The 16,011-nt window shown below is 42.1% G+C and carries 14 protein-coding genes and 1 pseudogene; 10 read left to right on the top strand and 5 right to left on the bottom strand.

The window, feature by feature from the left end; translation table 11 throughout:
• The first annotated feature begins 43 nt into the window (after positions 1-43).
• On the top strand, positions 44-1,702 hold the full coding sequence (locus tag PSE69_RS10465) for an LTA synthase family protein (protein ID WP_154610475.1): 1,659 nt from the start codon (positions 44-46) through the stop codon (positions 1,700-1,702).
• 52 nt (positions 1,703-1,754) lie between these two features.
• Here the strand turns inward: PSE69_RS10465 and PSE69_RS10460 are convergent, their stop codons facing one another.
• Positions 1,755-2,183, bottom strand: coding sequence for a TOBE domain-containing protein (locus PSE69_RS10460; protein ID WP_004924171.1), 429 nt, complete (start codon positions 2,181-2,183; stop codon positions 1,755-1,757).
• 109 nt (positions 2,184-2,292) lie between these two features.
• The gene (locus PSE69_RS10455) at positions 2,293-3,033 is read right to left on the bottom strand and encodes a GntR family transcriptional regulator (protein WP_272675224.1); all 741 of its coding nucleotides are present in this window, start codon (positions 3,031-3,033) and stop codon (positions 2,293-2,295) included.
• A gap of 171 nt (positions 3,034-3,204) precedes the next feature.
• On the opposite strand from PSE69_RS10455, the gene PSE69_RS10450 reads away from it, so the two are divergent.
• The 6 genes from PSE69_RS10450 (at position 3,205) to PSE69_RS10425 (ending at position 9,798) form a co-directional block, all read left to right on the top strand.
• Positions 3,205-4,215, top strand: coding sequence for an ADP-ribosylglycohydrolase family protein (locus tag PSE69_RS10450; protein WP_014657179.1), 1,011 nt, complete (start codon positions 3,205-3,207; stop codon positions 4,213-4,215).
• A 10-nt stretch (positions 4,216-4,225) separates the two neighbouring features.
• Positions 4,226-5,635: a purine-cytosine permease family protein gene (locus PSE69_RS10445; protein WP_154610473.1), complete on the top strand. Its 1,410-nt coding sequence runs from the start codon at positions 4,226-4,228 to the stop codon at positions 5,633-5,635.
• 2 nt (positions 5,636-5,637) lie between these two features.
• Positions 5,638-6,573: a PfkB family carbohydrate kinase gene (locus tag PSE69_RS10440; protein WP_154610471.1), complete on the top strand. Its 936-nt coding sequence runs from the start codon at positions 5,638-5,640 to the stop codon at positions 6,571-6,573.
• Between the two features lie 132 nt (positions 6,574-6,705).
• Positions 6,706-7,707, top strand: coding sequence for an NAD-dependent epimerase (locus tag PSE69_RS10435; protein WP_004924190.1), 1,002 nt, complete (start codon positions 6,706-6,708; stop codon positions 7,705-7,707).
• 57 nt (positions 7,708-7,764) lie between these two features.
• On the top strand, positions 7,765-8,931 hold the full coding sequence (locus PSE69_RS10430; protein WP_004924193.1) for a nucleotide sugar dehydrogenase: 1,167 nt from the start codon (positions 7,765-7,767) through the stop codon (positions 8,929-8,931).
• Between the two features lie 162 nt (positions 8,932-9,093).
• Positions 9,094-9,798, top strand: coding sequence for a lipopolysaccharide core heptose(II) kinase RfaY (locus tag PSE69_RS10425; protein ID WP_225829611.1), 705 nt, complete (start codon positions 9,094-9,096; stop codon positions 9,796-9,798).
• 29 nt (positions 9,799-9,827) lie between these two features.
• On the opposite strand, the gene thiM is transcribed toward PSE69_RS10425, so the two are convergent.
• Both thiM and PSE69_RS10415 read right to left on the bottom strand, forming a co-directional pair.
• The gene (thiM, locus tag PSE69_RS10420) at positions 9,828-10,598 is read right to left on the bottom strand and encodes a hydroxyethylthiazole kinase (RefSeq protein WP_121874751.1); all 771 of its coding nucleotides are present in this window, start codon (positions 10,596-10,598) and stop codon (positions 9,828-9,830) included.
• Between the two features lie 48 nt (positions 10,599-10,646).
• The gene (locus PSE69_RS10415; RefSeq protein WP_154610469.1) at positions 10,647-11,849 is read right to left on the bottom strand and encodes an ROK family protein; all 1,203 of its coding nucleotides are present in this window, start codon (positions 11,847-11,849) and stop codon (positions 10,647-10,649) included.
• A gap of 187 nt (positions 11,850-12,036) precedes the next feature.
• Between PSE69_RS10415 and PSE69_RS10410 the strand changes: the two genes are divergently transcribed.
• From PSE69_RS10410 to PSE69_RS10400, 3 genes and pseudogenes are all read left to right on the top strand, one after another.
• Positions 12,037-12,855: a purine-nucleoside phosphorylase gene (locus tag PSE69_RS10410; protein WP_004924203.1), complete on the top strand. Its 819-nt coding sequence runs from the start codon at positions 12,037-12,039 to the stop codon at positions 12,853-12,855.
• A gap of 56 nt (positions 12,856-12,911) precedes the next feature.
• Entirely contained in the window at positions 12,912-13,577 is a 666-nt protein-coding gene (locus PSE69_RS10405) for a hypothetical protein (RefSeq protein ID WP_230088988.1), read from the top strand.
• A pseudogene (locus PSE69_RS10400) lies at positions 13,529-14,467 on the top strand (nucleoside permease); the annotation flags it as partial. The gene PSE69_RS10405 and the pseudogene PSE69_RS10400, both read left to right, overlap by 49 nt.
• Positions 14,468-14,528: 61 nt before the next feature.
• On the opposite strand, the gene PSE69_RS10395 reads toward PSE69_RS10400, so the two are convergent.
• Complete coding sequence (locus tag PSE69_RS10395) at positions 14,529-15,659, bottom strand: ABC transporter substrate-binding protein (protein ID WP_014657190.1); 1,131 nt, start codon at positions 15,657-15,659, stop codon at positions 14,529-14,531.
• Between the last annotated feature and the right edge of the window lie 352 nt (positions 15,660-16,011).

Raw genomic sequence — 16,011 nt, 5'->3', positions numbered from 1 at the left:
CTGTTGGAGGTCGTCGATACTTACATATTTTGTGGTAAACCCGATGAAGAAAAGAGTATTTTCCGCCGTTTATCTAACACTGATATTCATTGCTTCCCTTTTCCTAGTCTTCGAGAAAACGAGTGTGATTTACCCCGGATTGATCTCGGTAAGTGTTTATGCCGTTATCTTTGGGGGGCTCTATCTTGTCTCAGCTAGATGGTTATTTTCTGCCGTTGTTACCAGTACGCTGTTTATTATTATTAAATTCCTTAACCAACTCAAAGTTCACTATTATAAAGAGCAATTATTTTATTCCGATATTAATATCATGATGGATACGTCAAATATGGGAACCTTGGGGCATTATTGGTTAGCTGGCGTTGCATTGATCGGATTATTGATTTTGTTAATCATTAATGCAGTGCTTAGTTGGCGTCTATTACGCCCAACGAAAACATTTTCTTGGCGATTAATCGGCATATTACTTGGCGTTGGTGGCTATTTTGGCGCGAGCTTTGCGGCCTCCCATTATTACAACCAATGGACGGAGACCTTACCGAAAGGTAGAGGAACCGTTACCAACTTGGTTATGTCGGCGAAAAATTCAAATTACCATTCCCCCCAAATTAAAGGTTCATCTGATTATTTTATACAAAAAGCGGCAACGGTATCATTACCCGCATCTGATATAACAGAAAAACCGGATATCTTATTGTTATTACAAGAGTCCACTGTTAATCCAAGCATCTATAAATTACCAGACGGCACTAAACTACCCGATTTATTTATGTTTCAACAGGATAACGAGTTGATCGCGCATAGCCATATGCGAGTGCAAACTTTCGGGGGAGGAACTTGGTTGTCTGAATTTGCCGCTTTAACAGGGCTAAACAGTGATGACTTTGGCTCGCAAAAAAGTGGTGTCTTTTACTTTATTGTCGACCATCTAAATAACAGCTTGTTTAAAGAGATGAAGGCAAATGGTTATTATACCGTCGTTCTGACGCCATTTAACCGTGGTGCTTACCATTCAGGCCATGCTTATCAAACATTAGGTGTCGATAGAATTATTCAGCCTCAAGAGTTGGGTTACCCAGGAAAATTACAAGATAACTTATGGACGATCAGCACTGAAGATATGCTGAAATATGTCAAAGAAATCTTAGCAAAAGAGACTGATAAACCAGTATTTATTTTCTCGTTAACCATGTATGAGCATGGCCCTTATAAAGAGAGCCATCATGATGATTATGGTTTAAAAGGGAAGGTAAAAAATGCAGACTCCGTTGGTGAATTTAGCCATTATATGGAAAAAATCGTCGCGTCTGATAACGCGATACGCGATTTTGTAGAATTTATGGCGAAGCGCAAACGTCCATTAATGTTTTTATATTTTGGTGACCACCAGCCGGGGATCAGCTTAAATCAATATCAATCTGAATTTTCTAACCCCGCCTTTATCACACAATTTACGTTACGTGATAATTTGAAATCGGGTAATCAGATTAAAACGGGTCCGTTAACCGATATTGCCTTCCTTGGAGGGATAATATTAGAGCGCGCAAATTTACATGTTTCCCCGTTCTATGAAGCGAATATTAAGATGCGTCATTTGTGTGATGGCAAGTTAGATGACTGTGAAGATAAAAAATTATTAGAGAGTTATCACCACTACATCTATCACACATTACAGGCGGCGAATAAAAACGTCGAGGAATAAGGGGTAGGAAAATAGCGGGGCTGTGCTCCGCTATTTTTTATCTCCGCTGCAATCACTGGCGAGTCGCGAGGATCACACTAGAGGCTTTCACTAAGGCGATGATATCGACCCCTTTAGTGAGCGCCATCTCTTTTAGACTTTCATTGGTGATCACGGCGGTTAGCTCAACACCTTTATCGGTGACGAGGAGAACGGTACTGTTGACGGCGCCTTCAATAATATTGCTGATTTTACCGTTGAATTGATTACGGGCTGAAAATTGCAAACCACAGTCCGGTGTGGCGAGTACCACCCAAGGGGCCTTAATAATAGCGACCGCCTCTTTGCCTACCTCTAACCCCAAGGTTTTGCAGCTTTCACAGGTAATGACGGTGGTAAGTTGTTCTCCGTTGCCTAAACTGAGCACCACTTCGTTGTTAACTGCACCTTCTTTAATTTCACTAACTGTACCGATTAATTGGTTACGAGCAGAAACCTGCATGATTTACCCCCTCTCTTTAATAGTAAAAACGACTATTAATTAGAATAAAGGTAAATGTTTAAGTAATCTAAATTATCAATCGTGTTCGTGGATAAGATCACGCCAAGCGTTATGGTGAATTAAACTCCAACTCATAGATATCCCCACGGCAGATGATTTCACTGTACTCAATGATCACGCCACCTTGCAGGGTGCTAGTTTGTTTCACCTGTAATAATGGAGCCCCTACCGTTGTGTTTAACCAATTTGCATACTCTTCATTGCAACTGATCGCTTTCACTTTATGTTGCACATGATTGAAAGTAATACCTTGGCTCCCCCACAGGGCATAGAGAGAGTCGGTCAGTTTTTCCGGTTCAGGAAGATATTGAGCAGGAATATAGTTATTTTCAAAAGAAACAGGCTGACCATTTGCGATACGGATACGCCTTAATTGCGCGATTTGGCTACCAACAGCTAAACCTAGTTTTGCGGCAATATCGGCCGTTGCTTCGGTGAGTGTGCGCAATAACCACTGTGTGGTGACTGTACCACCTGCTTTAATCACTTGAGAGGTAAAACCACTTTCATGTGATAACGAGTAACCTAGATATTTTGCGACTTGAGTACCAACCCCTTGCTGCCGAACAACGGCTCCCTTTTTTTCAAGAGATTGCATTGCTTTACTGATTGTCACTCGAGAAAGATTTAACTGTTGTGCAAGATAGCGCTCTGCTGGAAGATAATCGCCTGCATCCACAATTTTGTGCTCAATCGCGGATTCAATCGCTTGTTGCAATTGGCGATACAGAGGCATTGTGGAATTCACATCTAGTTGATTCTTAATCCATTCAAGAAAGTGTACTTGCATTGTATTTTTCCATAAAACTTTCAACAAATTAAGTTTATAACAGAGTTCAGGATATGCATAATATCATCGATTGGACTTACATTGGCATTATTTTTTAACTGATTGGACTGGTATTGGACTTAATTGCTGCTAATATAATTAGTGTTGTTAAGGAAAGTACTGGGAGTAAAAATGGGCCTGAAACCCAACATTGAAGCGGCGATACTTGGATGCTTATATGGTCAGGCTACAGGGGATGCCATGGGCATGCCTTCTGAACTATGGCGCCAAGACAAAGTTCAACAATTTTTCGGCTGGATAGATCACTTTTTACCAGGGCCAGACGAAAATATTGCCGCGATTGGGTTTCGTGCTGGTGAAGTGACGGATGACACTCATCAAGCAATTGCGTTAATGGATGCGATTATCGCTTGTAATGGTCAGGTAGAGCCGAAGGTGGTTGCACAAAATATTTTAGCGTGGGCAGACCGCATTAATGCCTTTGATAAAAATATTTTTGGACCAACATCCAAGCAATCTCTATTAGCTATTCAAGCAGGCGTTCCAATTAACGATATTGTGTCAAATGGTGTCACCAATGGTGCGGCAATGCGGATAGCCCCTGTAGGGTGCATTGCTTCAACTGCTGATCGCAATCAATTTATAAAAACCGTTGAAGCGGCTTGTATCCCGACACATAAGTCGGACATTGCGATTGCAGGTGCCTGTGTCATTGCTTGGGCAATTAGCCGAGCTATCGAGCAAACTCCATGGCCTCAAATAAAACAAGAACTTCCACTACTCGCCGATGAGGTGCAACAGTTATATGCCTCAACGTTTAGTCCGTCTTTAGGCCAACGAATTTTATTGGCCTTTAAGAAGGCTAGCGAGTTGCAAACATGCTCTCCTCAAACAACACTTAAAGAGCTGTACGATTTTATCGGGGCCGGTATGGACACGATAGAGTCTATTCCCTGCGCTCTGGCCATAGTTGACCTAACAAATGGTGATCCTGTCATGTGTGCGAAATATTGTGCCAACCTGGGGGGAGACACGGACACCATTGGTGCTATGGCCGGAGCGATTTCGGGAGCTTTGTCAGGTATTCAATCTTTTCCTGAAGAATGGATTGCAATGATTAACAATTCTAATAATATAGATTTTTATCCCTACGCAAAAATACTCAGCGCCTTACGTCATTAAGGAGAGTTGAATGAGTGCACTACCTGACGCTGCACAAAAAAATGAAGCATGGAAAATCGAAAATACAGGTATTGATATCGTACCTGAGCATGAGCGAACAGCCACTCCTCTTGAGTTATTTTGGATCTGGTCTGCCGCGAATATCGGGATCCTCGGTATTGTTTATGGCGGAATTATTGTTTCTTTTCGTCTCTCTTTCGTGCAATCGCTGCTCGCGGCGATTATCGGTATAGCCAGCTTCGCATTAGTTGGTTACATCAGTTTATCAGGCCAAAAAGGCCGCACCTCTACACTAACACTCTCGCGAACCATTTTCGGCAAAACAGGGAATATAGCCCCGACATTTTTCAGTTGGGTCACTTTGATGGGATGGGAAGCCATCAACATGATCACTGGGACACTGACATTAAAAGCGCTTTTTCAGGTGCTTGGATTTAGTGATTCAGTGACATTAACCGTTGTCTGTATGGTGTTATTTGGTGGTTTAGCTATCACTATTAGCCTACTCGGGCAAGCAACGGTTGTGGTTATGCAAAGCTGGATCACGCGTATCTTTGGCACCATGACCTTGATTGCCGCGCTGTATATTATTTGGCATACAGATTGGCAGGCAGTGTTATCCATGCCTTCTGGTAGCTGGCTAACGGGCTTTTTACCTGCTGTCTCAATTATTGCGGCAGGAACAGGTATTGGCTGGGGGATTGCAGGAGCAGATTACAGCCGTTATCAAAGCGAACGGTCATCAAAATCATCTATTTTTAATGCCGTCACATTTGGAGCGATGCTACCGCTATTTATTCTGTTATTTACAGGGATTTTGCTGTCGGCACGCTTGCCGGAATTAGCTTCCGCTGAAAACCCGATTGCGTTAATTGGTGCAGAGCTGCCAAGTTGGATGTCTATCCCTTATTTATTAACGGCAACCGCGGGTATTATTACTATTGCGGTACTAAGCCTCTATTCTGCGAGTCTCAACTTACTGACGATTGGCATAAAAATTCGCCAAGTTTATGCGGTCGCAATAGATGCTATTTTAGTCATGGGTGTGGCGATTTATATCCTATTTATTTCAGGCGAATTTATTAATTCATTTATTGCTTTCTTACTATTTTGTGGCGTGTTCTTAGCCTCATGGGAAGCGGTATTTATGTTGGATTATGCCGTATTGCGTAGTCGCCAAGGTTATAAGTTTGAGCAACTGTTTGGTCAGTCGAACGCAGGAATTCGTTGGATACCGCTGCTGTGCTGGCTGTTAGGTGCGCTGGCTGGTTTGTTAGTCAGTGATAATGAGTTTATTAAAGGGCCTTGGGCAACAGGGATTTTTGAAGGCTCTAGTTTATCCATTCTTCTTTCATTTGTATTAAGCTTTTTGCTTTACGGCTTATACTTGATGTTTAATCATTCAGCGGAGAAAGATTAATCATGCGTACCGTTGCCGTGATAGGGGCTGCTGCTGGCGATTGCGTTTTAAGCGTCGCGAGAATGCCACGTAGTGGTGAAGATATCGCAGCCCACGATCACGGCTGGCAAATCGGTGGCTGTGCATTTAATGTTCTTCGTGCTTTAGCTCGTCTACAACTCCCTATAATTAATGGTATTCGTGTGGGCAATGGCCAATGGGGACAGCGAGTTCGCCAAGCGCTATCAGAGCTTGGTGTGTCACCTTTTTTCGTTAGCGAAACCCAAGATAATGGTTGGTGCTTTGCATTAACAGAGCCTAACGGCGAAAGGACGTTTATTTCTATCGCGGGTTGTGAAGAAGAGTGGAATAGGGAGGAGCTACAAACTCTCGCTTTACCGAACGACAGTATTATCTATGCGAGCGGCTACGAACTAGGCTGCTTGCAAGGGGAAGCGTTACAACAATGGTTGCTGAATGACTGCCCAACACAAACCCTCGTTTTAGATTTAGGACCAAGACTTGCAGCGCTTCCTCAGAATTTCTTACAGCAATTACCCGCCAATAGAACCCTTTTAACGGTCAACCGTGATGAGGCGCGTTTCCTCTGTGGTGAAGGTGACCTTGTAAGGTTGTCAGCGGAGTATGCGTATCGTCGTGGTATTACGCTGATTGTTCGCTTGGATAGCCAAGGTGCTTGGCTATGTCAACCGAATCAACAGCCACTGTTCGTGCCTGCATACCAAGTTGCCGTTGTGGATACGATTGGTGCTGGGGATGCACATACCGCAGGAGTATTGGCGGGATTATCTCAGGGCTGGCCATTACGCGATTGTGTTGACTTTGGTAACCAAGTTGCTGCTATCGTTGTCAGTAAGCAAGGCCCCGCGGGTGCACCGACATTAAGTGAAATTAATCAATCTGCACTATCACAAGCCATACCAGAAACTTTCGAATAGCTCACTGAGAGCATTATTTTATTTCTTTAGAAATAAAACCATTGTTACATTTACAGGTCTTAACTCTAAATGGATATTGAATGCGGCTTATATTGAGTCGTGAGAATGGTTTAATACTAAAAGATAATTAACATGAAATATTTAGTTACTGGTAGTGCAGGTTTTATCGGTTTTAGACTATGTCAGCGTTTATTAGATAGTGGTCATGAGGTTGTTGGGATCGACAACATGAATGCTTATTACGATCAGGGTCTGAAACAGTCTCGTCTACATATTCTTGAGCAATACCCTCATTTTCGTTTTATTCCACTTGATATTACTGACCGTGAAAAAGTCGTGGTGTTGTGTACCCAAGAAGATTTTGACCGTGTGATCCATCTTGCTGCTCAAGCAGGAGTTCGCTATTCATTGCAAAATCCATTTGCTTATGCAGATAGTAACCTTTCCGGTCATTTGGCTATCTTGGAAGGGTGCCGACAGGCAAACGTCAAACACCTTGTGTATGCGTCTTCTAGCTCTGTGTATGGCATGAGTGAGCAAACTCCATTTAGTACCGATATGCCGACCGACCACCCAGTCTCCTTGTATGCGGCAACTAAAAAAGCTAATGAATTGATGGCACACTCCTATTCACATCTCTATCAGTTGCCAACCACCGGTCTGCGTTTCTTTACGGTTTATGGTCCGTGGGGGCGTCCGGATATGGCCTTATTCAAATTTACTAAGGCAATTTTGGCGGGCGAGCCTATCGATGTTTATAATAACGGCAATCTCAGCCGTGATTTCACTTTTATTGATGATATCGTGGAAGGGGTTATCCGTATTTCCGATATAATCCCACAAGCAGACCCAGAAAATGGTTCTCTTTCACCTGCACAAAGTCGTGCGCCATACCGTTTATACAATATCGGTAATGGTCAGCCTGTGAAGTTAACTGACTTTATTACTGCACTTGAAAAATCACTGGGCAAAAAGGCAATCAAAAACTTTTTACCGATGCAGGCTGGGGATGTGTATACCACATGGGCCGATACCGAAGACTTATTTAAGGTCACGGGATACCGCCCACAAGTTTCGATAGAGCAAGGGGTGCAGGCGTTTGTTGACTGGTATCAGTCATACTATCACCTGTAATTTGTCGCTGATGAAGGATCCCTTGTCATACACTAAGATGGATTTGAGAGGTCAGTTTTGAAAATAGCAATTGCGGGTACAGGCTATGTGGGTCTGTCCAATGCCATGTTACTGTCACAACACCACGAAGTGGTGGCAGTCGATATCATTGCCGAAAAAGTGGCGATGCTTAACAACAAACAGTCGCCAATTATCGATACCGAAATCGAGCAATTTCTACGCGAAAAAACACTCAATTTCCGAGCGACACAAGATATTGTCGAAGCCTATACTGGCGCACAATATGTGATTGTGGCGACCCCCACTGACTATGACCCTAAAACCAACTACTTTAATACCAAGTCAGTGGAATCGGTCATTCACGACGTGCAGAAAATCAATCCTGCCGCCACTATCATTGTGAAATCCACCATTCCGGTTGGCTTTACTGAGCGCTTACGTGAAGAGTTTGGCTACACCAATGTGATTTTCTCGCCTGAGTTTTTACGCGAAGGCCGTGCACTTTGGGATAACCTGCACCCTTCCCGTATTGTGGTAGGGGAGCGCTCTGAGCGGGCAGCGATTTTTGCTAACTTGCTGCTGGAAGGGGCCATCAAGAAAGACGTTCCGGTGCTGTTTACTGACAGCACAGAAGCCGAAGCGATTAAACTGTTTGCAAACACCTACTTGGCTATGCGTGTCGCCTATTTCAATGAATTAGATACCTATGCAGAAAGTCGCGGTTTGAACGCACGACAAATCATTGAAGGGGTGTCATTAGACCCGCGTATCGGTAGCCACTACAACAACCCCTCTTTCGGTTACGGCGGGTATTGTCTCCCTAAAGACACCAAACAGTTGTTGGCAAACTACGATGATGTGCCGAATAACCTGATTAACGCCATTGTGGAGTCTAACCGCACACGTAAAGACTTTATTTCCGATGCGATTATTGCCAAAGCGCCACGTAAAGTGGGGGTATACCGTTTGGTGATGAAGGCAGGCTCTGATAATTTCCGTGCCTCTGCGGTGCAGGGCGTGATGAAACGTATTAAGGCCAAAGGTATCGAAGTGATTGTGTATGAGCCGGTGCTGAAAGAAGATGAGTTCTTCCGCTCGAAAGTCTATCGTGACCTTGAGGCCTTTAAAGCGGACAGCGACATTATTTTGGCTAACCGGATGGTGCCTGAAATCGAAGATGTGGCGGATAAAGTGTATACCCGCGACCTATTTGGTAACGATTAATTCCCTTATTTTTTCTGATCTATCACTAGCCAGCTGTTATGCTGGCTAGCTCACAGTGGATACTTGCCATTCTTTAACTATAATCTGCAACAATCGCTAAGAAATGAATGTAGGTAATTGTTAGCATTGGTTGAAACAGATGGTACGGTGAAATGGCGAGCAATGAAAAATATAATAAAGTCACAAAAAAATGGGTATCAGGTTTATCAAAAAGAGAGTGATATAGATTATTGGCAAGTCATTGATGATTATATCCAAGGCAAAATTGTTGGTAAAAATCTCAATAGTGGCAATATGGAGCGCAGTGTCGCTCGTATTACGATTAATGGGAAAAACTACATCATTAAGTGTGAAAAAGAGCGCGATAGTCGTTTAGAAAAGCGAATTATGCGTATGGTGCATGGCCCTTATTTTTCCCGCCTACTTTATCGTTTAGTGCGTGCGCAAAATCAAGGTTGTACTATCACAAATGATATCTATTTTGTGGCCGAAAAGATGCGCTGCCGAGAATCCATTGAAACATGGATTATTGCCGAATATGTTGAGGGCACAGTACTTTCGGAGGTCAGCGATATCACGCCTTATTACCGCGAAATAGCAGCACTTATTAACCAACTCCATGCTTATGATTTAGCATCGAATGATATTCATGCAGGTAATCTGGTGCTCACCGATAATGGACTTAAAATTATCGATTTATCAGACTTTGGTCATCTCGCGATTTGCAAAGCGAATGACTTAATTGCATTAAAACGGTTTTATGGTATCGAACCTGATAAAAAGAATTTTATGTACCAATTTATCATGTTGCGAAATAACATGCGTCATTGGTCGCGTAAAATACGTGGTAAGAAAACGCGTTTATAAATGTCGCGATATACGGCATTAACGCTGATTTAGCGTGATGATAATGCGTCCAAAAATTCAGGCACAAAGCTACCCGTTCCACGACAGCGTTGCTTTGCAATTTCGCCTGCTTGTTTCATGATGGCACATGTATTCGCGATATTGGCTAACCGATCTCCGGGTAATGCACAGCTTGCCGCAACAACGGCAGATAACCCACAACCGGTACCGACAACACGGGTCATTATTGGGTGGCCCCCAGAGATAGCCATCGTTCTTTGACCATCGGTAATATAGTCAATTTCTCCACTTATCACGACAATGGTTTGGGCTGTTTGGGCAAGAGATTGGGCGGCAGGTAGGGCATCATTCGTGGTGTTTAATGAATCGACACCTCGACCACCTTGGTTAAATCCTGCTAGCGCCATAATCTCAGACGCATTACCACGAACGGCAGTTGGCGATAAAGCCAGCAGTTCATGACAAAAGCGGGTGCGAAAGGTCAGTGCACCAGCCGCAACGGGATCTAACACCCATGGCTTTTCAGCTTTTTTAGCACTGTGTACCGCTAATGACATGGCATTTTGGCGGTTTGCGGTCAATGTGCCTACATTAATTAATAAACCATCAGCAATAGCAGCAAATTGCTCCGCTTCTTCGGGTTCAATCACCATAGCAGGGGAACAGCCGAGGGCTAATAAAATATTAGCAGTAAAGGTTTGTACAACGTCATTGGTCATACAATGGATCAGGGGTGAATGTTCAATAAATCGCTGCTTAGTTTTTGAAATTTGCTCTTCTGAAGTCGTTTCAAATTGCATCACTGTCTCCTATGTCACCTGATCTCGCCAGTCTTTGTTAACCTAAAATTAATCCGCCAAATAATTTTCTAATACCATTCCACCCGCACCTTGAGCGACGACTTCATAGGAGTCATTTGCTGGAAAAATACGGGTTTTAATATGTGGAAATGCAGCCATTTTCGCTTCTATCGACTTTTTCGTCATGGCAAAAAAATGGTTTTTAGGTGTCAATGTACCACCACATACCACAACATCCGGCTGTAATGTTAAAATAACGTTTGCAATCGCAAGGCCATAATAATAGGCAGCTTCCTCTAGCACTTCTAAACATAATTTATCATCCATAGCGAGTGCTTGGAAAATAGTATGATAATTAATCTCCGATTCAGTGCTGACTAACTGATTAATGATTGAAGATTTTCCTAATCGAATTTGCTGAATAATGCGTGCTTTTATGGCCGATAAGGAACTGTATTGTTTTAAGCATCCATAAGAGCCACATTCACATCTTAGCCCTCGAATATCAATCGTCGTGTGACCAAAAGCTTGAGCGGTACTGATTGGCGCAGGGGCAAAGGTATTATTGATGATGGTACAGCTACGTATGTCCGTATCACAAGTTGTAAATAAAAAACGTTGGCTTTTTGAATGATACCTTAAACGGTATTCGGCAAGCGCGGCAAAGGTGATACCACTGCCCAGTGTCACAAAACAGGGCACTTTATTATCAATATAATTGAATAGGCTACTGATCCGCTCATCATATTTAGTAAAGTCGACCTTATCTCGTTCTAGAATATGATCAATGGCGATGCCAATACCCAGTATTTTTTCGATTGTTAATTGGTGCTCAGATAATAACTGTTCAACTTTGATCAATAGGTGATCCAGCATATTTTCTGCTGTCTCTAGCTGTTCACTTTTTATTTTCAGCATGCCTAAAATATCTAATTTTAGGTTAAGCAACATAATGGTTGAGTAGAGATCGCTCATCTCAATCCCAACAACATACCCATCATCCGAGTTGATACTATACAATATTGGCTTGCGTCCTCCCGTTGATTCCCCCAATTCCGATGTCGAAATTAATTGGCTTTTACTTAACTCATCAAGCAGTCTTGCACAAGTCGCGGGTTTCATACTCGCTAATGATGATAGCTCTTCTGCTCTTACTGGCCCATGATTCAGGATTAGCCTATACAGCATTTTGAGTTTACGAGTTTTTGAATTTTTCGAGGTGCGAAATTCATTCAATAGTGTAAGTAACAAGTCATCACCTTTTTCTTATCAAGACACGCCGCGTCCAAGATTAGCAGATCTGCTCAAAAAATCCTGCTGTTTAAATAAGATCATAGCGAGAATCTTTTTCTTAAAATGAGATTAAGATCGCTGATTGGTTTTTAAATTACTTTATCATCACCTCATTCACTCTTTTGGGCACGATCCGGAGATTTCCATGCATAACACCAATGATATTTTAGAAAGCTTGCGTTTTATTGAATCACGTACAGCGACAAAACCAACGATTGGTATCATTTTAGGGTCTGGTTTGGGGCCATTTGCCGATACATTAGAAAATGCAGTCCATATCCCGTATAGCGAGATCCCACATTTCGCTAAGTCCGAAGCGGTTGGCCATGCGAATGAATTGGTGATCGGTACTATCGCAGGTAAAAATGTGGTCGCAATGAAAGGCCGTTTTCATTATTACGAAGGTTTTTCTCTCGACCAAGTCACTTTTCCTGTGCGTCTGATGAAAGCATTAGGTGTCGAGAAATTGATCATTACCAATGCTTGCGGTGCCGTCAATACTGACTTTAACCCCGGTGATCTGATGGTTATCACTGACCATATCAACCTAACTGCTAATAACCCGCTGATAGGGCCAAATAACCCGGAATTAGGCGTTCGCTTTTTGGATGTGAGCGAAGTTTATAACAAAGAGTTGCGTCAAGTGATCCTTGATGTTGCCAAAGAACAAGGCGTTTCGCTGCGCCAAGGTGTCTATGCCTGGTGGACTGGCCCGACTTATGAAACACCAGCCGAAATTCGCATGATTAGAACGCTAGGGGCGGATGCCGTCGGTATGTCAACCGTACCGGAAGCACTGGTCGCTCACCATTCACAAATCAAAACAGTGGGTATTTCCTGCTTAACCAATATGGCGTGTGGCATTTTAGAGCAACCATTAAGCCATGATGAAGTGATTGAAACTGCCGAGAAAGTGAAGGCGACATTCTTGAAATTAGTCACTGGCGTGATCGCTCGCTTCTAACTTATTCTCAAAACAATATAAAGAGTGCCATAGAACACCATGTAGGTAGGTATGAAATGAAATTAAAAGGGTTAGTTTTAGTTTCACTGGGCGCTTGCAGCTATGGCATTTTGTCAACATTGGTTGTATTGGCTTATCAGGCCGGATTTTCTTTGAATGATGTCATCGGTAGCCAAACCGTGCTAGGGGCGGCTCTGCTCTGGCTATTTGTTTTGATTGGCTCCGCCATTAGGCGAAAGTCACTCAGTTGGCCATCGAAGAAACAATCAATATTGATGTTATTGACAGGGACAACAACAGGATTAACTGGGCTATTGTATTACGCATCATTGCAGTATTTATCTCCTGCTTTAGGTGTTGTGCTATTTCTGCAATTTACTTGGATGGGGGTGGCGATAAATACGGCTGTAACTCGCCGAGCTCCTACAGCAATGACGCTGGTGTCAGTATTATTTATCTTAATTGGTACGACATTCGCTACGGGGTTGCTTAATACGATGCATATCCAATTCCATTGGTTAGGTGTTGCATTAGGTTTATGTGCTGCTTTGTCGAATGCGATACGTGTCTATGTGAGTGGTGCACTCGCGGTGAAAACCGATCCTATGATGCGTTCCGCAATTATGGTAACGGGGGGAGCGATACTCACTTCAGTCATTGTACCTCCTACCTTTTTATGCCAACCATTGCTTTATCCAACTCAATTAGTTACTCCTCATTAAGCCAATACCAATTAGACTCTGTGGCTAATTTCCCATCAATCCGAGTGTTTGGTACGGTAGGTTTTATTATTGCTATGTGGAGCATTAGCTTATTAAAATTTGAATTAAGTAGCATGCAGCTCTATATTGCAGGAAGTTGTTCGTTATTGTTGGCACTATATTCTTTGACACTACCTCATATTGCCGTGAATAAAAAAGCTATCTCAAGTAGTTGGGTCAGTAAACTGGGCCTTGACGCTTTGGTGTTATTTAAAAAAACTATTATGGCTTTCTTCTTTTTATTTGCGATGTTATTAGGCGCTGTTTTACAAATAACCAATACGTTTGGCAGCCCATTCCTACATGATTTTGCTCGTGACCCGCTATTTCAAGATAGTTTAATCGTACAGTATCCATCTATTTTACTGTCTATCTCACAAATGGCAGAAGTTGGTTTTATTTTAGCCATTCCATTTTTCTTGAAGCGTTATGGCATTAAAACTGTCATGTTATTAAGTATGTTCGCTTGGACATTAAGATTTGGTTTCTTTGCTTTTGGTGACCCTTCTGCAATAGGTTTAATGTTCTTGATCTTATCCATGATTGTTTATGGATGTGCTTTTGATTTCTTCAATATTTCGGGTTCTATTTTTATTGAAAAGGAAGTTGATAATCGAATGAGAGCAAGCGCTCAGGGGCTATTTATGACAATGGTCAATGGTGTCGGCGCTTATTTTGGGGCGATATTAAGTGGTCTCGTCGTTGACTACTTTAGCGTCGATGGCGTAAAAGATTGGCATACCATTTGGCTTGTTTTTGCCTCTTATACTGTTGTTCTTGCTGTTATTTTCTACTTCACGTTCCACTACCATCATGATAGGGAAAGTGAACTTGCAGCAGCAAAAGGGTAATGTATTTTATTCGATAGGAGATAAACTGCCCCCTACAATTGGAGGGCAGTTTGCATAATCATTAATGTTCAGCTTGAGAACCCCAAATTGCTTTTGAAACTGGGATTGTCGTAAATTCCTTAATGATTTGATTATAGGTTTCTTCAGGTTTCAGTGACTTAAATTGTTCGGGATAGATGAATTTCGCTAGATACTCCATACCGACAATATTGTAAGGGTGGTTATAAAAATTATGGTAAACGCCATATAGGCGGTTATTTTTTACTGCACTGATTTGGTTAAAACCAACACGTTTTTTGAGCCGTTCAAAACCACGTTGATTTTCGTCTTCAGTTACGCCATAACCAAAGGGTGCTGCAATATTATTTTTATTGACCCAACGAGAGCCTGTAACAATATAGACATCAGGCTTAGTGGCAATCACTTGTTCTAAAGAGACAGTACCAGAAGCGCCAGGCAAGAATTGGCTACCAATATTATCTGCACCAATTGCCTGTACTAACCCACCCCAACCTGCGTTGTTATGGGTGAAGCAGCAGCTATCGCTACCATTTGCGCCCGCTTTGGCTTCAATAAAAACACGTGGTTTATTTTCAATTTTTGCAGTCGTTTTCTGGATATCAGACAAGCGTGTGTTGTAGAAATCAGTATATGCTTTGGCCTCTTTTTCCTTATTGAGCACTAATCCAAGTATATCGACGCTAGCTGGCGTATTTTTGACGGGCTGTAAGAAAGTATCAATATATAGGACAGGAATATTGGCATCTTTTAAGCGGCTGACAACACCTGAACCTTCTAAGGCTGGCTTTGCACGCAGTTGCGCAATTAATACATCCGGTTTTTGCGCAATAACCACTTCTGTATTGACCTCACCTTTATCATTAAACCCCATGTCTGGGATTTTCTGCATATCCTCTTGCCATTTTTTCTCCAGTAACGTTACTGTTTGTGGATCAGATTTTTTAAGGTTGTTGTTCCATGCAACAACACGACTAAATGGATCGTCCCTATCAAGCAAAGCAAGGGTTAAAATATCTCGACCATCCTGTAGCACAACACGTTTAGGCTCTTGCTTTAACGTGATTTTTTGACCGTCCATATCGGTGATTGTGATTGGATAAGTCGTTGCTAATGCTGAAAATGAGAGTGATGTGATAAATGTTATTGAGAGCAGGTGATTAACTATCTTCATATTTAGACCCCTTTTGAGCAAGATTAGATAATAACAATTATCATTATCATATGTAAAATGTCCGGAACAATAACCTATAATCTTTTTCTATTTATTGATGAGTTAATGTTTTTTTTGATTTAATTCATCAGGTTATAATCTTAATCATTTGAATAAGTTTTCGGGTAGCGTTAAAAAAGAGAGGAGAAAAATGTACCTTGATTAGCGGAGAAGTACGCTGTAAGCGACTGATGATAGGATGATATTTGCAGTTGAATAAGGTGGGTGTTGAAGTTATCACTGCATTTTTTCGGCGTGCAGCACCTTCTTTTAGCCTTATAGTAAAAGTAAGTATAGTTTACTGATATGCATT

The sequence above is a fragment of the Providencia sp. PROV122 genome (assembly GCF_028482365.1).
Classification (GTDB): Bacteria; Pseudomonadota; Gammaproteobacteria; order Enterobacterales; family Enterobacteriaceae; genus Providencia; species Providencia stuartii.
Note: the sequence above shows the minus strand (reverse complement) of the source record. Positions and strands in the feature narration are given on the sequence as shown.

Coding starts and splice junctions, on each gene's coding strand:
- PSE69_RS10455 (WP_272675224.1), bottom strand. CDS start 3,033: ATGCAAGTACACTTTCTTGAATGGATTAAGAATCAACTAGATGTGAAT.
- PSE69_RS10445 (WP_154610473.1), top strand. CDS start 4,226: ATGAGTGCACTACCTGACGCTGCACAAAAAAATGAAGCATGGAAAATC.
- PSE69_RS10450 (WP_014657179.1), top strand. CDS start 3,205: ATGGGCCTGAAACCCAACATTGAAGCGGCGATACTTGGATGCTTATAT.
- thiM (WP_121874751.1), bottom strand. CDS start 10,598: ATGCAATTTGAAACGACTTCAGAAGAGCAAATTTCAAAAACTAAGCAG.
- PSE69_RS10465 (WP_154610475.1), top strand. CDS start 44: ATGAAGAAAAGAGTATTTTCCGCCGTTTATCTAACACTGATATTCATT.
- PSE69_RS10460 (WP_004924171.1), bottom strand. CDS start 2,183: ATGCAGGTTTCTGCTCGTAACCAATTAATCGGTACAGTTAGTGAAATT.
- PSE69_RS10435 (WP_004924190.1), top strand. CDS start 6,706: ATGAAATATTTAGTTACTGGTAGTGCAGGTTTTATCGGTTTTAGACTA.
- PSE69_RS10395 (WP_014657190.1), bottom strand. CDS start 15,659: ATGAAGATAGTTAATCACCTGCTCTCAATAACATTTATCACATCACTC.
- PSE69_RS10405 (WP_230088988.1), top strand. CDS start 12,912: ATGAAATTAAAAGGGTTAGTTTTAGTTTCACTGGGCGCTTGCAGCTAT.
- PSE69_RS10425 (WP_225829611.1), top strand. CDS start 9,094: ATGAAAAATATAATAAAGTCACAAAAAAATGGGTATCAGGTTTATCAA.
- PSE69_RS10410 (WP_004924203.1), top strand. CDS start 12,037: ATGCATAACACCAATGATATTTTAGAAAGCTTGCGTTTTATTGAATCA.
- PSE69_RS10440 (WP_154610471.1), top strand. CDS start 5,638: ATGCGTACCGTTGCCGTGATAGGGGCTGCTGCTGGCGATTGCGTTTTA.